Below are 16,294 nucleotides of genomic sequence, written 5' to 3' on the forward strand. Positions count from 1 at the left end.
GAAAAGCGCTGCTACCCAGGGTTGTTCGCGGGGGAGTGGGCGGGTTGGAAGCCGCCCGCGTTGCGGTAGTCCTCGGCCCTGATCACGTGGGTGACCGCGTTGATCAGCGCAAGGTGGGTGAAGGCCTGCGGGAAGTTGCCAAGGTGACGGCCGCTGCGCGGGTCGATCTCCTCGGCGTAGAGGCGCAGCGGGCTGGCGAAGCCGAGCAGCCGCTCACACAGGTGCCTGGCCCGCTGCAGCTCGCCGATCTCGACCAGCGCGGACACCAGCCAGAACGAACAGATGGTGAAAGCGCCTTCGGCACCGGACAATCCGTCATCGGTGGTCTCGGTGCGGTAGCGAAGTACCAGGCCGTTTTCGGTGAGCCGGTCCGCGATGGAGAGCACGGTGGCCCGGATCCGATGGTCCTCCGGCGGCAGGAAGCGGACCAGCACCGCCAAAAGCAGTGAGGCGTCCAGGGTGTCGCCGCCGTAGGTCTGGGTGAGCACACCGTTCGAGTTCACCCCGTGCTCGAGGATGTCGGCCTTGATCTCGTCGGCGATGGTGTACCAGTCGGTGGCGTGCTCGAGCTGGCCGTGCAACTCGGCCAGCTTCGCGCCGCGGTCGAGTGCGACCCAGCACATCACCTTGGACGAGGTGAAATGCTGTGGCTCGCCGCGTACTTCCCAAATGCCGCGGTCGGGCTCGTGCCAATGCGCGATGGCCGCGTGGACCTGACGTTCCAGTAACGGCCACAACGTTTCCGGCACCTGCTGGCGCGACTTCACATGCAGGTACACGGCATCGAGCATGGTGCCCCAGATGTCGTGCTGGTCCTGGTTGTAGGCGGCGTTGCCGATGCGCACCGGCTTGGATCGTTCGTAACCGCTGAGGTGGTCGAGCGTCTCCTCGGTGATCTGGCGTTCGCCGCCGATGCCGTAAAGGACTTGCAGCGGAACAGCATCGCCGTTTTCACCGGTGGTCGCGTCGCGCAGGAAGGCGAAGAAGTCGTCGGCCTCGCGGTTGAGCCCGAGCGTGTACAGGCCCCACAGCGCGAAGCTGGAATCGCGAACCCAGGTGTAGCGATAGTCCCAATTACGTTGACCGCCAGGGGTTTCCGGGAGCGAGGTGGTGGCAGCGGCGAGTAGTGCGCCGGTCGGGGCGTAGGTGAGGCCCTTGAGGGTCAGCGCGCTGCGCTGTAAGTAGCTGCGCCACGGGTGATCCGGGAAATTGCCCTGGGTGATCCACTGGCGCCAACTCTCGGTGGTCTGCCACATCCGCTGCGCCGCATCGGCATAGGTCTTGGGCGCGGGCAATTCCGACCAGGTCAGCGCGATGAACCTCTCGTCGCCCTCCTCCATCCTGGTGCGGGCGCGCGCCTCCCTGCCCTCGAGACCGAGCCGCAGGTCGGTGGTCAGCACCAGGCTCGGGCCAGCGCCCGGATCGTCGGTGCGGACCGCGGTCGCCTCCTCGTAGACCTTGCCGGTGTACTCCCAGCGGCTCGCCGCGCGGTGGTAGTCGAAGGAGGGCTCGCAGCTCATCTCGAGCTCGACGGTGCCGTTCACGCACTTCACCGTGCGCAGCAGCATATGCTCGGCGTCCCAGTCCATCGGGGTACGGCGGTGTGTCTTGGAGCGCTGGTCGTTGTTGTGCCACGGGCCGAGCACGAGCGCGTCGCGCACGATCAGCCAGCCGGTGTCGGTCTGCCAGGTCGTTTCCAGGATCATGCCGCCGGGCAGATAGCGGCGCGCCGCAGGCACGTTGACGCCGTACGGACCGAGCCGGAAGTGGCCAGCGCTGCGGTCGAGCATCGCGCCGAAGACGCTGGGGGAGTCCGGACGGGGTACACACATCCATTCGACGGATCCGTTGCTGGCGATCAGGCAGCTGGTCTCGCAGTCGGACAGGAACGCGTAGTCATCGATCGGCGGGAAGGCGCCGTGCTTGCGTGATTCGGTCAGGTGGCTGAGGACCGGCAGGTCGTACGGCTCGTCGACGGTGAGATCGTCGGAGGACTCGGGAGACGCCATACCTCATCTTCGGGCCCACCCGAGGCTTACGTCCACTGTGTCTATTGTCGCCCCTGCGGTGCGGCGTGTTCGGGTGACCGATATTCACCTTGCCGAGCTCTCAGGTGGACGCACTAGGCTGAGGTGGTGCATCAGATGGCAGGTTGGTGGGACAGCTTCGAGCTGTGGGTCGCGGGACTCCCGTTCATCCCGCAGTTCCTCGTCGTGCTGGTAGGCATGGTCCCGGTCAGCTTCGCCATCGCCTACCTGCTCGACCGGACGCTGCGCGCCCTGCTGCGGGTACTCGACCGCAAGCACGGCACCGAGCCGACGCTGCCCGTCGTGCCCGATACCGTGCCCGCCGACCTCACGACCGGCGAAACTCGCCCGACCGTGCAGAGCGGCGCCCACTGATGCCACGTTCGCGCGTCCAGCTGGCCCTGATCGCCCTGCTCGTCCTCGTCGTCGTCGCCTGGCTCGTCACTCGCTAGTTCTCCCCGGCCCGCCAGTCGTTGAACCGCTTGCCGATCTTGGAGACGGTGTCGCCGACCTCCTGCCCGACCGTGCTGACCGCGGAGCCGACATCGCGGCCGAGGTTGCCGACGGTGCGGATGAGCGGGTCCTCGGACTGGTCGAAGTTGTCGCGGTAGCTGCGGGCGGCTTCCTTGATCTCCTCGGTGATGCTGGCGTTCCTGTCCTGGTCCCGGCGCGGGTAATCACCGGCCAGGATGCGGTCGTATTCACCGCTCTGGATCCAGCGGCGCAGCTCGGCGGCGCGCAGCACCGAGAACGGGTGGCTCTGCAGCTCCAGGTTGAGTAGTTTCAGCACGCCGTCGCGCAGGTCGCCGGAACGTTCGTAGTCGTCGGCCTGGGCCAGGAACGCGCCGTGGTTCATTTCCTTGATCCAGGTGCCGCCCGCGGTCTTCATGTGCACCCGCACCGAGGCGTCGACATCCTGCCCGCACAGCAGCCCCGCCCGGTCGCCGGACAACTCGGACTTGCGGCTCCATTCCATCAGCGCGGCGACGATCGCGCGTAAAGCCCAGCCGCCCACCGGCATCCAGCCGATGCTCGCGGAGATTCGCAGCAAATGCATGAGCATGGTGCGGTACACCGCATGGCCGGACAGCGCGTGCCCGAGCTCGTGGCCGACGACGAAACGCAACTCCTCGGTATCCATCAGATCGATCAAACCGGTGGTCAGCACGATGAACGGCTGGTCCATGCCGATAGTGAAGGCATTGACGTGCGGGCTCTGCAGCACGAAAATCTCCGGCGTGGTGCGGGCGTCGAGCACGGCGACGCAGTCTTCGCGCAATTGATGCAGCGAACGGAACTGTCGTTCGTCGACTCGAACCGCCGTCGCGAGGTAAAGAAGTCGATGCTGGCGTTCTTGCAGCAAACCGGACAAAGTGCGCAGTATGAGGTCGAACCCGGACAGCGTCCGCAGCGCGACCAACGCGGTGCGGTCGGCGGGGTGCTCCCACGCGCGAGTGCTGATCCCTGGAAACCTCGTACGTACGCGATCCGGGCTGTTAGTCATGGGATGAAACCCCCCTCTTCCTGGAACTCTGTGATTCGAACTCGGGCCGTGGCCTCTGCTACAGTCTGCCCGTGTCTTCGAGTTGTGTCCCGCGGGTCCGCCATGAACTGGCGTTGATCGCGGTCGGCAATCTCGCGGTCGCCGACATTCTCTGTCGCTGATCGGTTGACCGGGCACGTTTGCGCGTCCCTCCCTCGTAGACTGGCGTGCAACCTTTTCGCAGACGTCCCCGAACCCCCGACGGCCTACCCGGCCGATAGCCACGCCACCGCTCGCATCGATGCGGCCGCAGGTCTACCGATCCAACAGTAGTTTTCTCCGCCACTCGAGGTCCCGAGCAGGCGGTCCGTAGGAAAGGTCCACCCCGATGTCTCGCAAATCTTGGCTCACCCCGCGCCGACGCGCCACCGTCGCCGCACTCACCGCGTTCGCGGCGGTCGCCCTCACCGCGTGCGGCGGTGGAGCCAGCGACACGGCCGGGGGTGGTGGCGCCGACGGCAGCGGCGGCACGCTGAACCTCTACGCCTACGCCGTCCCGAAGCCCGGCTTCGACAAGGTGGTCCCCGAGTTCAACAAGACCGACAAGGGCAAGGGCGTCGTCGTCAACGGCTCTTACGGCGCGTCGGGCGATCAGTCCCGCAAGGTCAAGGACGGCGCCGAAGCCGATATCGTGAACTTCTCGGTCGAGCCCGATATCACCCGCCTGGTTGACGCTGGCCTGGTCGACGCGAACTGGAATGCCGACGCCACCAAGGGGATTCCGTTCGGCTCGGTCGTCGCGATCGCGGTCCGCAAGGGCAACCCGAAGGGCATCAAGGACTGGGACGACCTGCTCAAGCCCGGCGTCGAGGTGGTGACCCCGAACCCGTTCAGCTCTGGCTCGGCCAAGTGGAACCTGCTCGCGCCGTACGCGGCCAAGTCCGACGGCGGCAAGAACCCGCAGGCGGGCCTGGACTACCTGAGCCAGCTGATCACCAAGGAGCACGTCAAGGTGCAGCCGAAGTCGGGCCGCGAAGCCACCGAGACGTTCCTGCAGGGCACCGGCGACGTGCTGCTCAGCTACGAGAACGAGGCCATCTTCTCCGAGCGCAACGGCGACCCGATCGAGCACTTCATCCCGTCGACCACGTTCAAGATCGAGAACCCGGTCGCGGTGCTCAAGAACAGCAAGAACCAGGCCAAGGCCGTCGCCTTCCGCGACTTCCTCTACACCCCCGAGGGCCAGAAGGCTTGGGCCGCAGCGGGTTTCCGTCCGGTCGACCCGAAGGTCGCCGCCGATTTCGCCAAGGACTTCCCGACCCCGCAGAAGCTGTGGACCATCGACGACCTCGGCGGCTGGAAGGCCGTCGACAAGGACCTGTTCACCCCGAACACCGGCTCCGTCGCGGTGATCTACGACAAGGCGACCAAGTAACCGGCCCCGGCGCACGGGATACTGGACGACTGTGACTGACAGCAGCACCGCCGGGATCGGGTCGACGCCCGCTCCCGGCGGTTCCCCAGGGGTCAGCCGGCGGAATTGGTCGTGGCTGCGGGTGACCGGCTCGGTGGGCCCGCTCGGCATCGCCACCGCCGTGCTGTGGCTCAGCGTCATTGTGCTGCTTCCGCTGGCCGCGCTCACCGTCACCTCGTTCGATGAGGGCTGGTCCGGCTTCTGGAGCGCGATCAGCGCGCCCGCCGCGGTGGACTCGCTGCGGATCACCGTGCTCGTCTCGGTGGTGGTCGCGGTGGTCAACGTGGTGATGGGCACGCTCATCGCGTGGGTGCTTGTGCGTGACGACTTTCCCGGCAAGAGCATCGTCAACGCGCTGATCGATCTGCCGTTCGCGCTGCCGACGATCGTGGCGAGCATTGTACTGCTGTCGCTGTACGGCCCGCAGAGCCCCATTGATATCCACCTCAACGCAACCCAGCCCGGTCTTATCGTCGCGCTCGCGTTCGTCACGCTGCCGTTCGTGGTCCGCTCGGTGCAGCCGGTGCTGATCGAGGCCGACCGCGAGGTCGAGCAGGCCGCGCTCTCGCTCGGCGCGGACAACTGGACCACCTTCCGCCGCATCGTATTACCGACCCTTGCCCCCGCGATCATCTCCGGCGGCGGGCTCGCGTTCGCCCGTGCCATCGGTGAATACGGTTCGGTGGTACTGATCGGTGGCGCGATTCCGCGCAAGACCGAAATGGCCTCGCAGTACATCCAGAAGCAGATCGAGATCGATCGGCCGGTCAACGCGGCCGCGGTTTCGGTTGCGCTGCTTGTCATTTCGTTCGCGACGCTGCTGATACTGCGACTGCTCGCCGAGCGCAGCGTGCGCAAGGAACAGGAATCGCGATGAATCTGTCTTGGCCTACCCGCATTTCGCTGCGGGTCGTCGCGCTGGGTTACCTGTTCGTGCTGCTGGTGTTGCCGCTGATCATCATCCTGCTGCGCACCTTCGAGAAGGGCATCGGCGCGTTCTTCGAGTCCATTACCACGCCGGCGGCCATCTCGGCGTTCCAGCTGTCGATGATCATCGTGGTGATCGTGGTCCCGGTGAACGTGGTGTTCGGCGTCGTCACCGCGATCGCGCTGGTGCGCGGAAAGTTCCCGGGGCGCACCCTGGTTCAGGGCATCGTCGATCTGCCGTTCGCGGTCTCGCCGGTCGTGGTCGGTGTGGCGCTGATCCTGCTGTGGGGTGCGGGCGGCTGGTTCGGCGGCCTGGAGGACCTCGGCGTCAAGGTGATCTTCAATCTGCCCGGCATGGTGATCGCCACCATCTTCGTCACGCTGCCGTTCGTGGTGCGTGAGGTCGAGCCGGTGCTGCACGAGATCGGCGACGACCAGGAACAGGCCGCCGCCACCCTTGGCGCCACCCGCTGGCAGACCTTCTGGCGGATCACGCTGCCCGCCATCCGCTGGGGACTCACCTACGGCGTCGTGCTCACCGTGGCGCGTGCGCTCGGCGAGTTCGGCGCGGTGATCATGGTGTCCTCCGCGCTGCCTGGCAAATCGCAGACGCTGACGCTGCTGGTGCACGGCCGATACATCAACGACCACAACACCTTCGGCGCCTACGCCGCCGCGACCCTGCTGATGGGCCTTGCCCTCGTGACACTCCTGTTGATGACCCTCCTCGAACGCAAACGGGGCACTAAATGATCACCGTGACCAATGCGAAGAAGAACTACGGTTCGTTCGCCGCGCTCGACGACGTCACCATCGATATCCCGTCCGGCGAGCTGACCGCGCTGCTCGGGCCCTCGGGTTCGGGCAAGTCGACGCTGCTCCGCTCGATCGCCGGACTCGAATCGCTCGACTCCGGCATCGTGCTGATCGCGGGCAACGACGTGACCAGGGTGCCGCCGCAGAAGCGCGACATCGGTTTCGTGTTCCAGCATTACGCCGCGTTCAAGCACATGACCGTTCGCGACAATGTGGCGTTCGGGTTGAAGATCCGCAAGCGTCCCAAGAACGAGATCGCCAAGCGGGTGGACGAACTGCTCGGCATCGTCGGCCTCGACGGTTTCCAGCACCGTTACCCTGCACAGCTGTCCGGTGGTCAGCGTCAGCGGATGGCGCTGGCCCGCGCGCTCGCCGTCGACCCGCAGGTGCTGCTGCTCGACGAGCCGTTCGGCGCGCTGGACGCCAAGGTCCGTGCCGATCTGCGCACCTGGTTGCGCAGGTTGCACGAGGAGGTGCACGTGACCACCGTGCTGGTCACCCACGACCAGGAGGAGGCACTGGACGTGGCCGACCGGATCGCGGTGATGAACAAGGGCCGGATCGAGCAGATCGGTACGCCCGAGGACGTGTACGACCGGCCCGCCAACGAATTCGTGATGTCGTTCCTCGGCGCGGTGGCGCGGCTCAACGGGCATCTGGTGCGGCCGCACGACATCCGGGTCGGTCGCGAGCCGAGCATGTCGCTGGCCGAGCACGAGGGGACCGCGGACTCGGCGGGTGTTACCCGGGCGACGGTCGAGCGGGTCGTGCACCTGGGGTTCGAGGTGCGGGTCGAGCTGCGTAACGCGGCTACCGGTGATCTGTTCGCCGCTCAGGTGACCCGTGGTGACGCGGAGGCGCTGCGGCTGTCCGACGGTGAAACGGTGTACGCCCGAGCGACCAGAATTCCGGAGTTGCCCGCACATTGATCATCCGGCTGCTGAGACGTTGCTGATCTTGTGCTGACGCAACGGAATCCGTCGGTTTCCGCGACGGACAGCTGCCGCGATAGTGGGTAAAGAGTTGCGCTGGCGGACTGTTGGGCTCGGCGTTCAAGCGTGAGCTAAGTGGTGTGTCGTCGTTTTGCCCCGGCGCGTCGGGACAGTATCCGCCTCCGGCGGTCCCGTGTCAGGCGTTCGGGGCATTGTTAGGGGCTATCACAGCATGTGAGAACGTGTATTCACCCGGGGTGCCCGATTGCTCGGTGCGTCCGCAAACACGGACGGGACACCCTCGAATATCGGCGTGTCGCAGTGTGATCCGCCCGCCGCCGCATACGCCGCCGTCCAGGGCAGGTGACCAGGATGGATGCTTATGCTATGCAACCTGTTCCAAAACAGGGCGGCTGCGGACAACAGGGTGTCCGGTGGTTGGCATGCAGGTCGCCGAGTGGTTGCGTGGACAGCGTTCGAAGCAAATCGGCTCGGCGATCAGGTGGATTGCGATGGCGGTTGGTCTCGGTTTGAGCATCGGCACGGTGAACACGGTTTCCGCACTCGCGGAGGAAGGTTCAGCGAAAGCTCCGCCGGGGCGCCGCTGGGCCCAACGATCCCAATCCATCACCCGCCGAACAACACTCACCTTCGACAGCACGGGTTTGGCCAGGGTCGGCATGATCCCGCGGCACGGTCGCGCGATCATCGAATTCGCCGATCTCACACAACGTTCGATCATGTCGGCGCGCGTCGGTCACCGCGCCCTCTCACCCGCGGACCTGGTGGCGGTGGTCGCCGAGAGCCTGATCACCGAAACGCTGCTCGATCATCCGCATTACGACGGGCACAGCACCGGCGTCGGCATCGCGCTCACCTATCCGGCGCGCTACAACGAGACGCATGTCGGAGACCTGCGCGCATCACTGGACGCGATCGGTCTCGACCGGGTCGAACTGGTCGCCGAACCCATCGCGGCGGCGACCTGGCTCGAAGCCGACCGCGGTCCGCTCATGCCCGGTCTCGCACTCGTCTATGACCTAGGTGGCGCGAGTCTCGACGTCACGCTGGTCCGGGTCGGTGCGGGCTGTCCGAGCAATCCGATCGTCGGCGAGCCGATGCGTTCCGCCGAATACGGTGGCAGGGCCTTCGGCGCGCTGGTCGCCTCGCGGGCCGGGCACGGATTGCCGTCGGACTCGATCTCCGGCTTGGTCACCGGCACGACCGCGGACGAGTTGCGCACCAAACACGTGCGGGCCTCCTTGAAACTCGTCTACCGATGCCTGCGCGTCGCGGACGTCACCATGGCCGATGTCGACTGCGTCCTCGTGGTCGGCGGCGCGGCGCGCCCGGTCGAGGTGGCCCAGGTGCTGGCGGGCGAGCTGGCACGGCCGGTGATCACCGCGCCCGATCCGGAGCGGACCATCGCGGACGGCGCGGCGATCATCGGCCGCAGGGCCGCCGTCGCCGCCGAGGAACTGTCCGGCAAGCACCACGGCAAGCGCCGCCCCGGCGCGCATCGGCGGGCGGCCACCAGGGCGTTGGGGCTGTCGCAGCGGACCAAACAGCGGCTGACCAGGGTCGCGCTCGCCGCCGGGCTGTCCGTCGCCGGCGTCGGTATGGCACTCGCACTACCTGCCGACGGGGTCGTCGTGGGTTTGGCGCAGCTCGGGCTGCACTAATAAGGGCGATCCAGCGGCGGCAGTGACGAGGGCAGCCGCCACCGGATCCTCAGCGAGGCCGCCGCCACCGTATTACCCCGCCGAGGGGGAACTGGTGGCGGCGGCCTCTCGCGTTTCGCCGCCGTCAGTTCCCCGTGATCAATCGTCCAGATCTATGTCTGGGTAGCTTGACGTGACTACTCGTAGGTGTAACTATGGGAAACAGATAAACGTTCTACGAGGAGAGGCAGGCGACGACGATGTCTACAGCCGTGACGCCCCCGGTCGACACCGACCTGGAGAAGGCGCAGGAGTACGCCGCGACGCTGCTGCTGCTCTCTGAGGGTTCGGTCAACAAGCATTTCGACCCGTTCGAGGACATCGACTGGGACAACCCTGACTTCGACCCCAAGGCGGGGCCGGAGCGGTGGATCCTGCCGGTCTCGGCCGATCCGCTCGGCCGTCATCCTTGGTACCTCGCGCAGTCCGACGAGCGCAAGATCGCGATCGGCAAATACCGCCAGGCCAACGTGGCCAAGGTGGGCCTGCAGTTCGAAACGATCCTGATCAGCGGCATGGTGACGCACAACTTCGGCCTGCCGAACGGTTCCCCCGAATTCCGCTACTGCTCCCACGAGATGATCGAGGAGCACAACCACACCCTGATGTTCCAGGAGATGGTGAACCGGATCGGCGAGGACGTACCGGGCATGGGCCCGCTCGTCCGCAAGTTCAAGTACGTCGGCGCCCCGGTGGCCGCGCTCTTCCCCAACCTGTTCTTCATGGCCGTGCTCGCCGGCGAGGAGCCGATCGACCACATCCAGAAGGCGATCCTGCGCTCCGGCGAGGACGTGCACCCGATCATGCGCGGCGTCATGGCCATTCACGTGGCCGAAGAGGCGCGGCACATCTCCTTCGCCCACGAGTTCCTGAAAATCCATGTGCCGGAGGCGAAGCCGGGTAGCAAGTTCGTGCTGTCGATCGCGATGCCGATCGTCATGTTCATCCTCGGCCGCTCGATCTTCACCCCGCCGCGCTCCTTCTGGCGCGAATTCGACATCCCGGACTACGTCCGCAAGGAACTGTTCTACGGGTCGAAGGAATCCAAGCAGGAGTTCAGCGACTTCTTCGGTGACGTGCGGACTTTGGCCAAGGACATCGGCCTGATGAACCCGATCTCCAAGGCGGTATGGAAGCTGCTCAAGATCGACGGCCACACCACCCGCTACCGTTCGGAGCCGTTGCGCGCGGCCAAGGCCGGCTGACGTGCCCTATATCGTCACGCAGTCCTGCTGCAGCGACGCGTCGTGCGTGTACGCCTGCCCGGTCAACTGCATCCATCCCACGCCGGATGAGCCCGACTTCCTGACCGCGGACATGCTGTACGTCGACCCGCAGGCGTGCGTCGACTGCGGCGCCTGCGCCACCGCGTGCCCGGTCGACGCGATCGTCTCGGCGAAGAAGCTGACCGACGAGCAGAAGCCGTTCATCGAGATCAACGCCGACTTCTACCGGCAGGCCCGGCCGCGGCCGCTGCTGGCAAAGCCGGTGCCCGCGGCCGAGATTCGGACCGAGCGCCAGCCGATGCGGGTGGCGATCGTCGGGTCGGGTCCGTCGGCGATGTACGCGGCCGACGAGCTGCTGACCCAGCCCGACGTGTCGGTCACCGTGTTCGACCGGCTGCCGGTTCCGTACGGGCTGGCCCGGCACGGTGTCGCGCCGGATCACGACAAGACCCGCAAGGTCAGCGAGCTGTTCGACATCATCTCGGCCCAGCACGGCTTCGGCTCGTACCTGAATGTCGAAGTGGGCGGGCATGTTTCGCACGAGGAGCTGCTCGATCATTTCCACGCGGTGATCTACGCCGTCGGTGCTTCGGCCGACCGCAAGCTCGACATCCCCGGTGAAGGGTTGTCCGGCAATATCTCTGCCACCGACTTCGTCGCCTGGTACAACGGGCATCCCGATCACGTGGACCGTATCTTCGATCTGTCGCAGCAGCGGGCGGTGATCGTCGGCAACGGCAACGTCGCCCTCGATGTCGCGCGCATTCTGACCAGTGATCCGGATGCGTTGGCGGCCACCGATATTGCGCCGTACGCGCTGCGGGCGTTGCGGGAGAGCAAGATCGAGGAGGTGGTCATCCTCGGCCGCCGCGGTCCGCTCGAATCCGCTTTCACCGTGCCGGAATTCGTTGGTCTGCTCGGTGCCGACGTGGACATCGCGATCGACGGCGAACTGCCCGCGGTCACCGACGGTCTGTCGTATCAGGTCGAGCAGAAGCTGCGGTTGCTGCACACGGTGCGTAATCGGCCGTTCGGTGAACGCAAGCGAATCGTGTTCCGCTACTTGGCTTCTCCCACCGAGATCCTCGGCACCGACCGGGTGGCCGGCATCGAGGTGAGCCGCAACGAGCTCGTCACCGACCAGGACGGCCGCACTCGCGCGGTCGCGACCGGCGTCACCGAACGGCTCGACGCAGGCCTCGTGCTCACCTCGGTCGGCTACCGTGGCGTCGCGATCCCCGGCCTGCCGTTCGACGCTGCGGGCAGCGTGATCCCGAATCAAGACGGCCGCGTCCTCGAACGAGTCAACGGTGCCGTCCTGCCGGGCACCTACGTCACCGGCTGGATCAAGCGCGGCCCGACCGGCTTCATCGGCACCAACAAGTCCTGCGCCCAGCAGACCGTGCAACAACTGGCCGACGACTACAACGCCGGTCGCCTTCCTGAACCTGCTGGCACCGCAACGGAATTCGACCGCCTGATCCACCAGCGCCAGCCCGAGGTCCGGACCGCGGGTGCCACCAAGCGCCGCAGTCCGGTCCGTCGACTCCTGGCCCGCTCCTGACGATCTCCTCGCGGGACTGCGCAGTCCCGCGAGGTCGCCACCATCGACGCCAACGTCGCCGTCGATGGTGACCCGTCCGAGCTTCCTTTTGGGCCTTACTGGGCGGTGAAACCGCCGTCGATCGCGAGTGCCGCGCCGGTGACGAAGCTGGCTTCGTCGCTGAGCAGGTATGCGCAGAAGGACGCGGTCTCCTCGGGCCTGCTGATTCGGCCCAGCGGGTGCAGCGCGGCGATGGCGGCTTCGCCCTCGGGGGTCGCGCCCATCGAGTTGCGGAACGCGGGGGTGTCGATCGCACCGGACACGATCGCGTTCACCCGGACGCCCTGCTGCGCCGACTCCAGCGCGACCGCTCTGGTCAGGCCGACAACGCCGTGCTTGGCCGCCACGTACGGCGCGACCGAGCCCATACCGACCACCCCGAGGTTCGAGGCGTTGTTGAGGATCGCGCCGCCGCCGTTGGCGATCAGCGCGGGCACCTGGTGGCGCAGACCGTAGAACACACTCGTCAGGTTGAGTTCCAGGTCGGCGCGCCAGCCTGCCTCGTCGATCTCGCCGATCGGACCGAAGGAGTTGAGCGCGCCCGCGTTGTTGAAGGCCGCGTCGAGCCGCCCGTACTCGGTGAGCGCCGCCTGAGTGAGCCGGGCCACGTCTTCTTCTACCGTCACGTCGGTCGGCACGAACAGCGCCCGCCCGCCCGCCGCCCGGATATCGGCCGCCACCTGCTCACCCGCGTCCTTGCCTCGCGCGCCGAGTACTACAGCGGCACCTTCACTCGCCACCCGCAGCGCCACCGCCTTGCCGACACCCGAGCTGGCGCCCGTGATCAGCACGACCTTTTCCGCGAACCGTGTCGCCATGGTCTCCATTTCCCTTCTCGTTCTTGCGATCTCACCGGAGTGGTGCGTTCGCAGAACCAAGTCAAGCCGGAGCAGGTCGGCCGCGCTGGCGGGAAACGGTCCTTGAGTTGATGCATCATGTGTCTGGCGGGCCGAGTTTAGCTTTGCTGAAATCGTTGGAGCTGGCTATAGTTTGGTTACCGACCAGTCAGTGTCTTTATGTGACGGGTAATTCTCGGCGAAGTTCGCGGCGTTGATCGTTTATCGGAGCATTGTCCGGATCGCTGCGTGGTAACCGGATCGGCTGGGGCACTATTGAATCGACGGCTGTCGAGAGGGCTGAACAATTCTGCGGCCGGAGCATAGTTGCAGGTGACGCGGATCATTGCCGTAGCGAGCTAAACGTTCCACGCCATTCTCCGGCCGTTCATGTCTATTCCACATCCTTCCAGCGAGCCGAACAGCTAATCTGTGCTGGCTGTTTGGAAGACGACCGCGGCCACATGGTTCTCTGTGTGATGGACGTGGTCTCGGTACGTTGACGGGATAGCATATGACCACAGGTCTGGGTTTCAGCATCGGCGCAGTGAACTCTATGACGGCGTCGGCAACCGGTGCGCGAACTCGGCCTGTCGTGCGCAGTCGGCGCACCGCGGTGACCTTCGACAGCGCGGGCGGACTGCGCATCGGCGGCATCCCGCAATTCAGCATGGCCGTCACGGATTTCGCCGACCTGAGCTCCGACCCGGAGCCGATGATCGTCGGCGGGCGCATCTGGTCGCCCGCCAATCTGGTCGCCGCGGTGGTGAACGGCCTGCGCGAGGCCGAGCCGGCGGCATCCGAGTCCGGTGCGGTAGCCACCTACCCCGCAACGTATTCCGACAAAGATGTGTCCTTGCTGCGGCAGGCGTTCGACCTGTCGGGTGCGAGCGACGTCGCGCTGGTACCGGAACCCGTCGCCGCCGCGGAATGGTTGGAGAACGAACACGGTCCGCTGGAGCCGGGCTTCGTGCTCGTCTACGACCTCGGCGGGACCAGTCTCGACGTCACCGTCGTGCGGGTCGGCCCGGACTGGGACAACCACCCGATGGTCGGAAAACCGGTGCGCTCCTACGACTTCGGCGGCAGGCCACTCGGCGCGATGATCGCGCGCTACGCCCACGACGCCGGGCCCGGCGCGACCACGCCGACGTCGATGCTGTCGATGGTCGACATCGACGGCCTGCGCACCGCGCACGTGCACGACACGCTCGAGGTGGTGCGCGCCGCCGTTCGATCGGCCGACCTCACCCTGTCCGATATCAGCAGCATCCTGGTGATCGGCGGCGCATCCCGGCCCGCCGAGGTCGCCCGCACCCTCGCCGAACTCGGCCGCCCCCTGGTGGTTTCGGCCGACCCCGGCCAGATCGTCGCCGCGGGCGCCGCCCTCATGGCCGCCCGCACCATGGCGCTCGCCGCGTCCGGCGGTAAGCAGCACGCGCCGCGTGTAGCCGTATTCTCCAGTGCCGCCGTTGTTTCCGCGGTGGCGATGTCGGCGGTCACGGTATTCGGTAGCCCCGCGAATCCGAGCGCATCGCCGGTGCTCGATCAATTCCCCGGCCTCGATTCCCCGGCGACCGACACCCTCCTGTACGACGCCAGCCTGGACCAAATGACCGGTCACCGCGAAGCCTGGGTCGCGACGCCCGCGGGATGGACGACATCGCGAACCCTGGCCGCCGGTGCCGGGATGCCGAGACCCTCGGCCTACGGCCTCTTCATCACCCCCGCGGCACACACCACCAAACTCGGCCCGAGCATCGCCGAATCCCGCCCCGGCGCCCACGCCGAGCACCGATTCCCCGATGTCACAACGCAACACGGCGGCACCTACGCCGACCCCGCCTACTTCATCAACCCCCTGCCCTTCTTCCAGCTCGTCCCACCGCCCGAACAGCCCTCGGTTCCAGGTGTCCCCGCGGCGCCGATCGCAGGAGTCCCCGCCGCACCCCCGGCCCCGATATCCGGCTCCATACCTGCTGCGCCCCAGTCCAATCCGGCCCCCGCAGCGCCTGAGCAGCCCGCCACCCCACCCGCCGCGAGCACCCCGGCAACCGGCGGCACCGTGGACACCCGGACCTCCGGCACCAGCACATCAACCGGCACAACACCTTCCGAGTCCACGGGTGGATCGACATCGGGTAGCACGTCATCCGGTGGAACCACGTCCGGCGGAACCACCTCAGGCAATTCGAGTACAGGCGGCTCGTCTTCGGGCGAAACCTCCACCGGTGGCTCGACTTCCGGCGGTACCAGCGGCGGCGCAGACACGTCATCGTCCGGGGGTACCTCATCCGGCGGCACGTCCTCCGGCGGAACCTCCTCGGGCACAAGCACATCCGGCAGCACCACTTCGGGCGGAACATCAAGCAGCGCCTCCACCGGCGGCAGCAGCTCCGGCGGCTCCACCTCCAGCGCCTCGACTTCAGGAGGCTCGACTTCCGGCGGCGCTTCCTCCGGCGGTTCATCGGGCGGTTCAGCGAGCGGCGGCGCAGGCAGCCACTAGGAGGGCTCGACCCGCCATAGGCCAGCCAGGGCCGATTGTCCGACGTCGACTCGATACTGTGGCCGGATGCCGAGCGTTGCGAGCCCCAGCCGGGTCATCCTCCTCAACGGGACGTCGAGTTCGGGCAAGACGACCTTGGCTCGAAGCATCCAGGACGAGAGTGACGTCCCGTTCGTCTACTGGGGCATCGACACCCTCTTCGACCTGGTGCCGCCGAACTGGGGTGGGGGACGCGACGGTCCACTCAGTCGCGCGGGTTTCTGGTACGACCGCACCGGGCGAGCCGCCGACGGCCACCCGCTGCTGGTCGTCCGCTATGGGCCGGTGGGTCGGCGGATGCTGGAGTCCGCCTGTGCCGCTGCCGCCGCGTTCGCCCACGGCGGTGATCACCTCGTTATCGATGAGATGTTGCTGACTCCGGATCTGCTTCCGATGTGGCTGAACGCCCTCGCGGGCCTTGACATTCAGCTGGTGTCCGTCAACTGCCCGCTGCCCGTAGCGGAGCGGCGAGAAGTGGCGCGCGGCAACGAAATCGGCTTGGCGCGCGGCCACTTCCACGCTGTCCACGACCACGGCATCCCCTACGACATGATCGTCGACACCACCACGGCATCCCCCGCTGAACTGGCCAGAACCGTACTGCGGCGAGCGCAGCCCAGCGGACAACCGCTCCCGCCGTGACCGCCCGGCGGCGTGGCAGCCGCCCATACATCAACGCGGACAGCGGCTTTCGTCAAACCGGT

General features: G+C 66.7%; 14 protein-coding genes. 11 read left to right on the forward strand and 3 right to left on the reverse strand.

What is annotated here, in order from left to right:
• Positions 1-11: 11 nt before the first annotated feature.
• Positions 12-2,009 carry a glycoside hydrolase family 15 protein gene (locus tag OG203_RS36755; RefSeq protein ID WP_405161800.1) on the reverse strand — a complete coding sequence of 666 codons (1,998 nt, stop codon included), beginning with the start codon at positions 2,007-2,009 and terminating at the stop codon, positions 12-14.
• A 135-nt stretch (positions 2,010-2,144) separates the two neighbouring features.
• Here OG203_RS36755 and OG203_RS36760 point away from each other — a divergent pair, with 135 nt between their 5' ends.
• Positions 2,145-2,402, forward strand: coding sequence for a hypothetical protein (locus tag OG203_RS36760; RefSeq protein WP_405161801.1), 258 nt, complete (start codon positions 2,145-2,147; stop codon positions 2,400-2,402).
• A 73-nt stretch (positions 2,403-2,475) separates the two neighbouring features.
• Here OG203_RS36760 and OG203_RS36765 read toward each other — a convergent pair whose 3' ends face one another.
• Positions 2,476-3,531, reverse strand: coding sequence for a M48 family metallopeptidase (locus OG203_RS36765; RefSeq protein WP_405161802.1), 1,056 nt, complete (start codon positions 3,529-3,531; stop codon positions 2,476-2,478).
• 71 nt (positions 3,532-3,602) lie between these two features.
• Here OG203_RS36765 and OG203_RS36770 point away from each other — a divergent pair, with 71 nt between their 5' ends.
• The 8 genes from OG203_RS36770 to OG203_RS36805 all read left to right on the forward strand — a co-directional run bounded on the left by OG203_RS36770 (position 3,603) and on the right by OG203_RS36805 (position 12,170).
• A complete protein-coding gene (locus tag OG203_RS36770) occupies positions 3,603-3,692 on the forward strand; it encodes an Ms4533A family Cys-rich leader peptide (protein WP_317983926.1) in 90 nt (29 codons plus the stop codon).
• A gap of 206 nt (positions 3,693-3,898) precedes the next feature.
• A complete protein-coding gene (locus OG203_RS36775; RefSeq protein WP_405161803.1) occupies positions 3,899-4,945 on the forward strand; it encodes a sulfate ABC transporter substrate-binding protein in 1,047 nt (348 codons plus the stop codon).
• 55 nt (positions 4,946-5,000) lie between these two features.
• Complete coding sequence (gene cysT, locus OG203_RS36780) at positions 5,001-5,861, forward strand: sulfate ABC transporter permease subunit CysT (protein ID WP_405168120.1); 861 nt, start codon at positions 5,001-5,003, stop codon at positions 5,859-5,861.
• The gene (gene cysW / locus OG203_RS36785) at positions 5,858-6,664 is read left to right on the forward strand and encodes a sulfate ABC transporter permease subunit CysW (protein WP_405161804.1); all 807 of its coding nucleotides are present in this window, start codon (positions 5,858-5,860) and stop codon (positions 6,662-6,664) included. Before cysT ends, cysW begins: the two co-directional genes overlap by 4 nt.
• Positions 6,661-7,656, forward strand: a complete 996-nt coding sequence (locus OG203_RS36790; RefSeq protein WP_405161805.1) for a sulfate/molybdate ABC transporter ATP-binding protein — start codon at positions 6,661-6,663, stop codon at positions 7,654-7,656. Before cysW ends, OG203_RS36790 begins: the two co-directional genes overlap by 4 nt.
• A gap of 515 nt (positions 7,657-8,171) precedes the next feature.
• Complete coding sequence (locus OG203_RS36795) at positions 8,172-9,341, forward strand: Hsp70 family protein (RefSeq protein ID WP_405161806.1); 1,170 nt, start codon at positions 8,172-8,174, stop codon at positions 9,339-9,341.
• Between the two features lie 239 nt (positions 9,342-9,580).
• Complete coding sequence (locus OG203_RS36800) at positions 9,581-10,585, forward strand: diiron oxygenase (RefSeq protein WP_405161807.1); 1,005 nt, start codon at positions 9,581-9,583, stop codon at positions 10,583-10,585.
• 1 nt (position 10,586) lies between these two features.
• Positions 10,587-12,170: an FAD-dependent oxidoreductase gene (locus OG203_RS36805; protein ID WP_405161808.1), complete on the forward strand. Its 1,584-nt coding sequence runs from the start codon at positions 10,587-10,589 to the stop codon at positions 12,168-12,170.
• Between the two features lie 95 nt (positions 12,171-12,265).
• Here OG203_RS36805 and OG203_RS36810 read toward each other — a convergent pair whose 3' ends face one another.
• On the reverse strand, positions 12,266-13,027 hold the full coding sequence (locus OG203_RS36810) for an SDR family NAD(P)-dependent oxidoreductase (protein ID WP_405161809.1): 762 nt from the start codon (positions 13,025-13,027) through the stop codon (positions 12,266-12,268).
• A 574-nt stretch (positions 13,028-13,601) separates the two neighbouring features.
• Between OG203_RS36810 and OG203_RS36815 the strand changes: the two genes are divergently transcribed.
• Both OG203_RS36815 and OG203_RS36820 read left to right on the forward strand, forming a co-directional pair.
• Positions 13,602-15,551: an Hsp70 family protein gene (locus OG203_RS36815; protein ID WP_405168121.1), complete on the forward strand. Its 1,950-nt coding sequence runs from the start codon at positions 13,602-13,604 to the stop codon at positions 15,549-15,551.
• Positions 15,552-15,617: 66 nt separating this feature from the next.
• Positions 15,618-16,232, forward strand: coding sequence for a chloramphenicol phosphotransferase CPT family protein (locus tag OG203_RS36820; protein WP_405161810.1), 615 nt, complete (start codon positions 15,618-15,620; stop codon positions 16,230-16,232).
• Positions 16,233-16,294 lie beyond the last annotated feature (62 nt).

It is taken from the genome of Nocardia sp. NBC_01499, assembly GCF_045040275.1.
Lineage (GTDB): Bacteria > Actinomycetota > Actinomycetes > Mycobacteriales > Mycobacteriaceae > Nocardia.

What these genes read in the sequence shown, in the direction of transcription:
- OG203_RS36815 (WP_405168121.1), top strand. Translation starts at nt 13,602, where the DNA reads ATGACGGCGTCGGCAACCGGTGCGCGAACTCGGCCTGTCGTGCGCAGT.
- OG203_RS36820 (WP_405161810.1), top strand. Translation starts at nt 15,618, where the DNA reads ATGCCGAGCGTTGCGAGCCCCAGCCGGGTCATCCTCCTCAACGGGACG.
- cysW (WP_405161804.1), top strand. Translation starts at nt 5,858, where the DNA reads ATGAATCTGTCTTGGCCTACCCGCATTTCGCTGCGGGTCGTCGCGCTG.
- OG203_RS36810 (WP_405161809.1), bottom strand. Translation starts at nt 13,027, where the DNA reads ATGGCGACACGGTTCGCGGAAAAGGTCGTGCTGATCACGGGCGCCAGC.
- OG203_RS36755 (WP_405161800.1), bottom strand. Translation starts at nt 2,009, where the DNA reads ATGGCGTCTCCCGAGTCCTCCGACGATCTCACCGTCGACGAGCCGTAC.
- OG203_RS36760 (WP_405161801.1), top strand. Translation starts at nt 2,145, where the DNA reads ATGGCAGGTTGGTGGGACAGCTTCGAGCTGTGGGTCGCGGGACTCCCG.
- OG203_RS36775 (WP_405161803.1), top strand. Translation starts at nt 3,899, where the DNA reads ATGTCTCGCAAATCTTGGCTCACCCCGCGCCGACGCGCCACCGTCGCC.
- OG203_RS36795 (WP_405161806.1), top strand. Translation starts at nt 8,172, where the DNA reads ATGGCGGTTGGTCTCGGTTTGAGCATCGGCACGGTGAACACGGTTTCC.
- OG203_RS36790 (WP_405161805.1), top strand. Translation starts at nt 6,661, where the DNA reads ATGATCACCGTGACCAATGCGAAGAAGAACTACGGTTCGTTCGCCGCG.
- OG203_RS36800 (WP_405161807.1), top strand. Translation starts at nt 9,581, where the DNA reads ATGTCTACAGCCGTGACGCCCCCGGTCGACACCGACCTGGAGAAGGCG.
- OG203_RS36765 (WP_405161802.1), bottom strand. Translation starts at nt 3,531, where the DNA reads ATGACTAACAGCCCGGATCGCGTACGTACGAGGTTTCCAGGGATCAGC.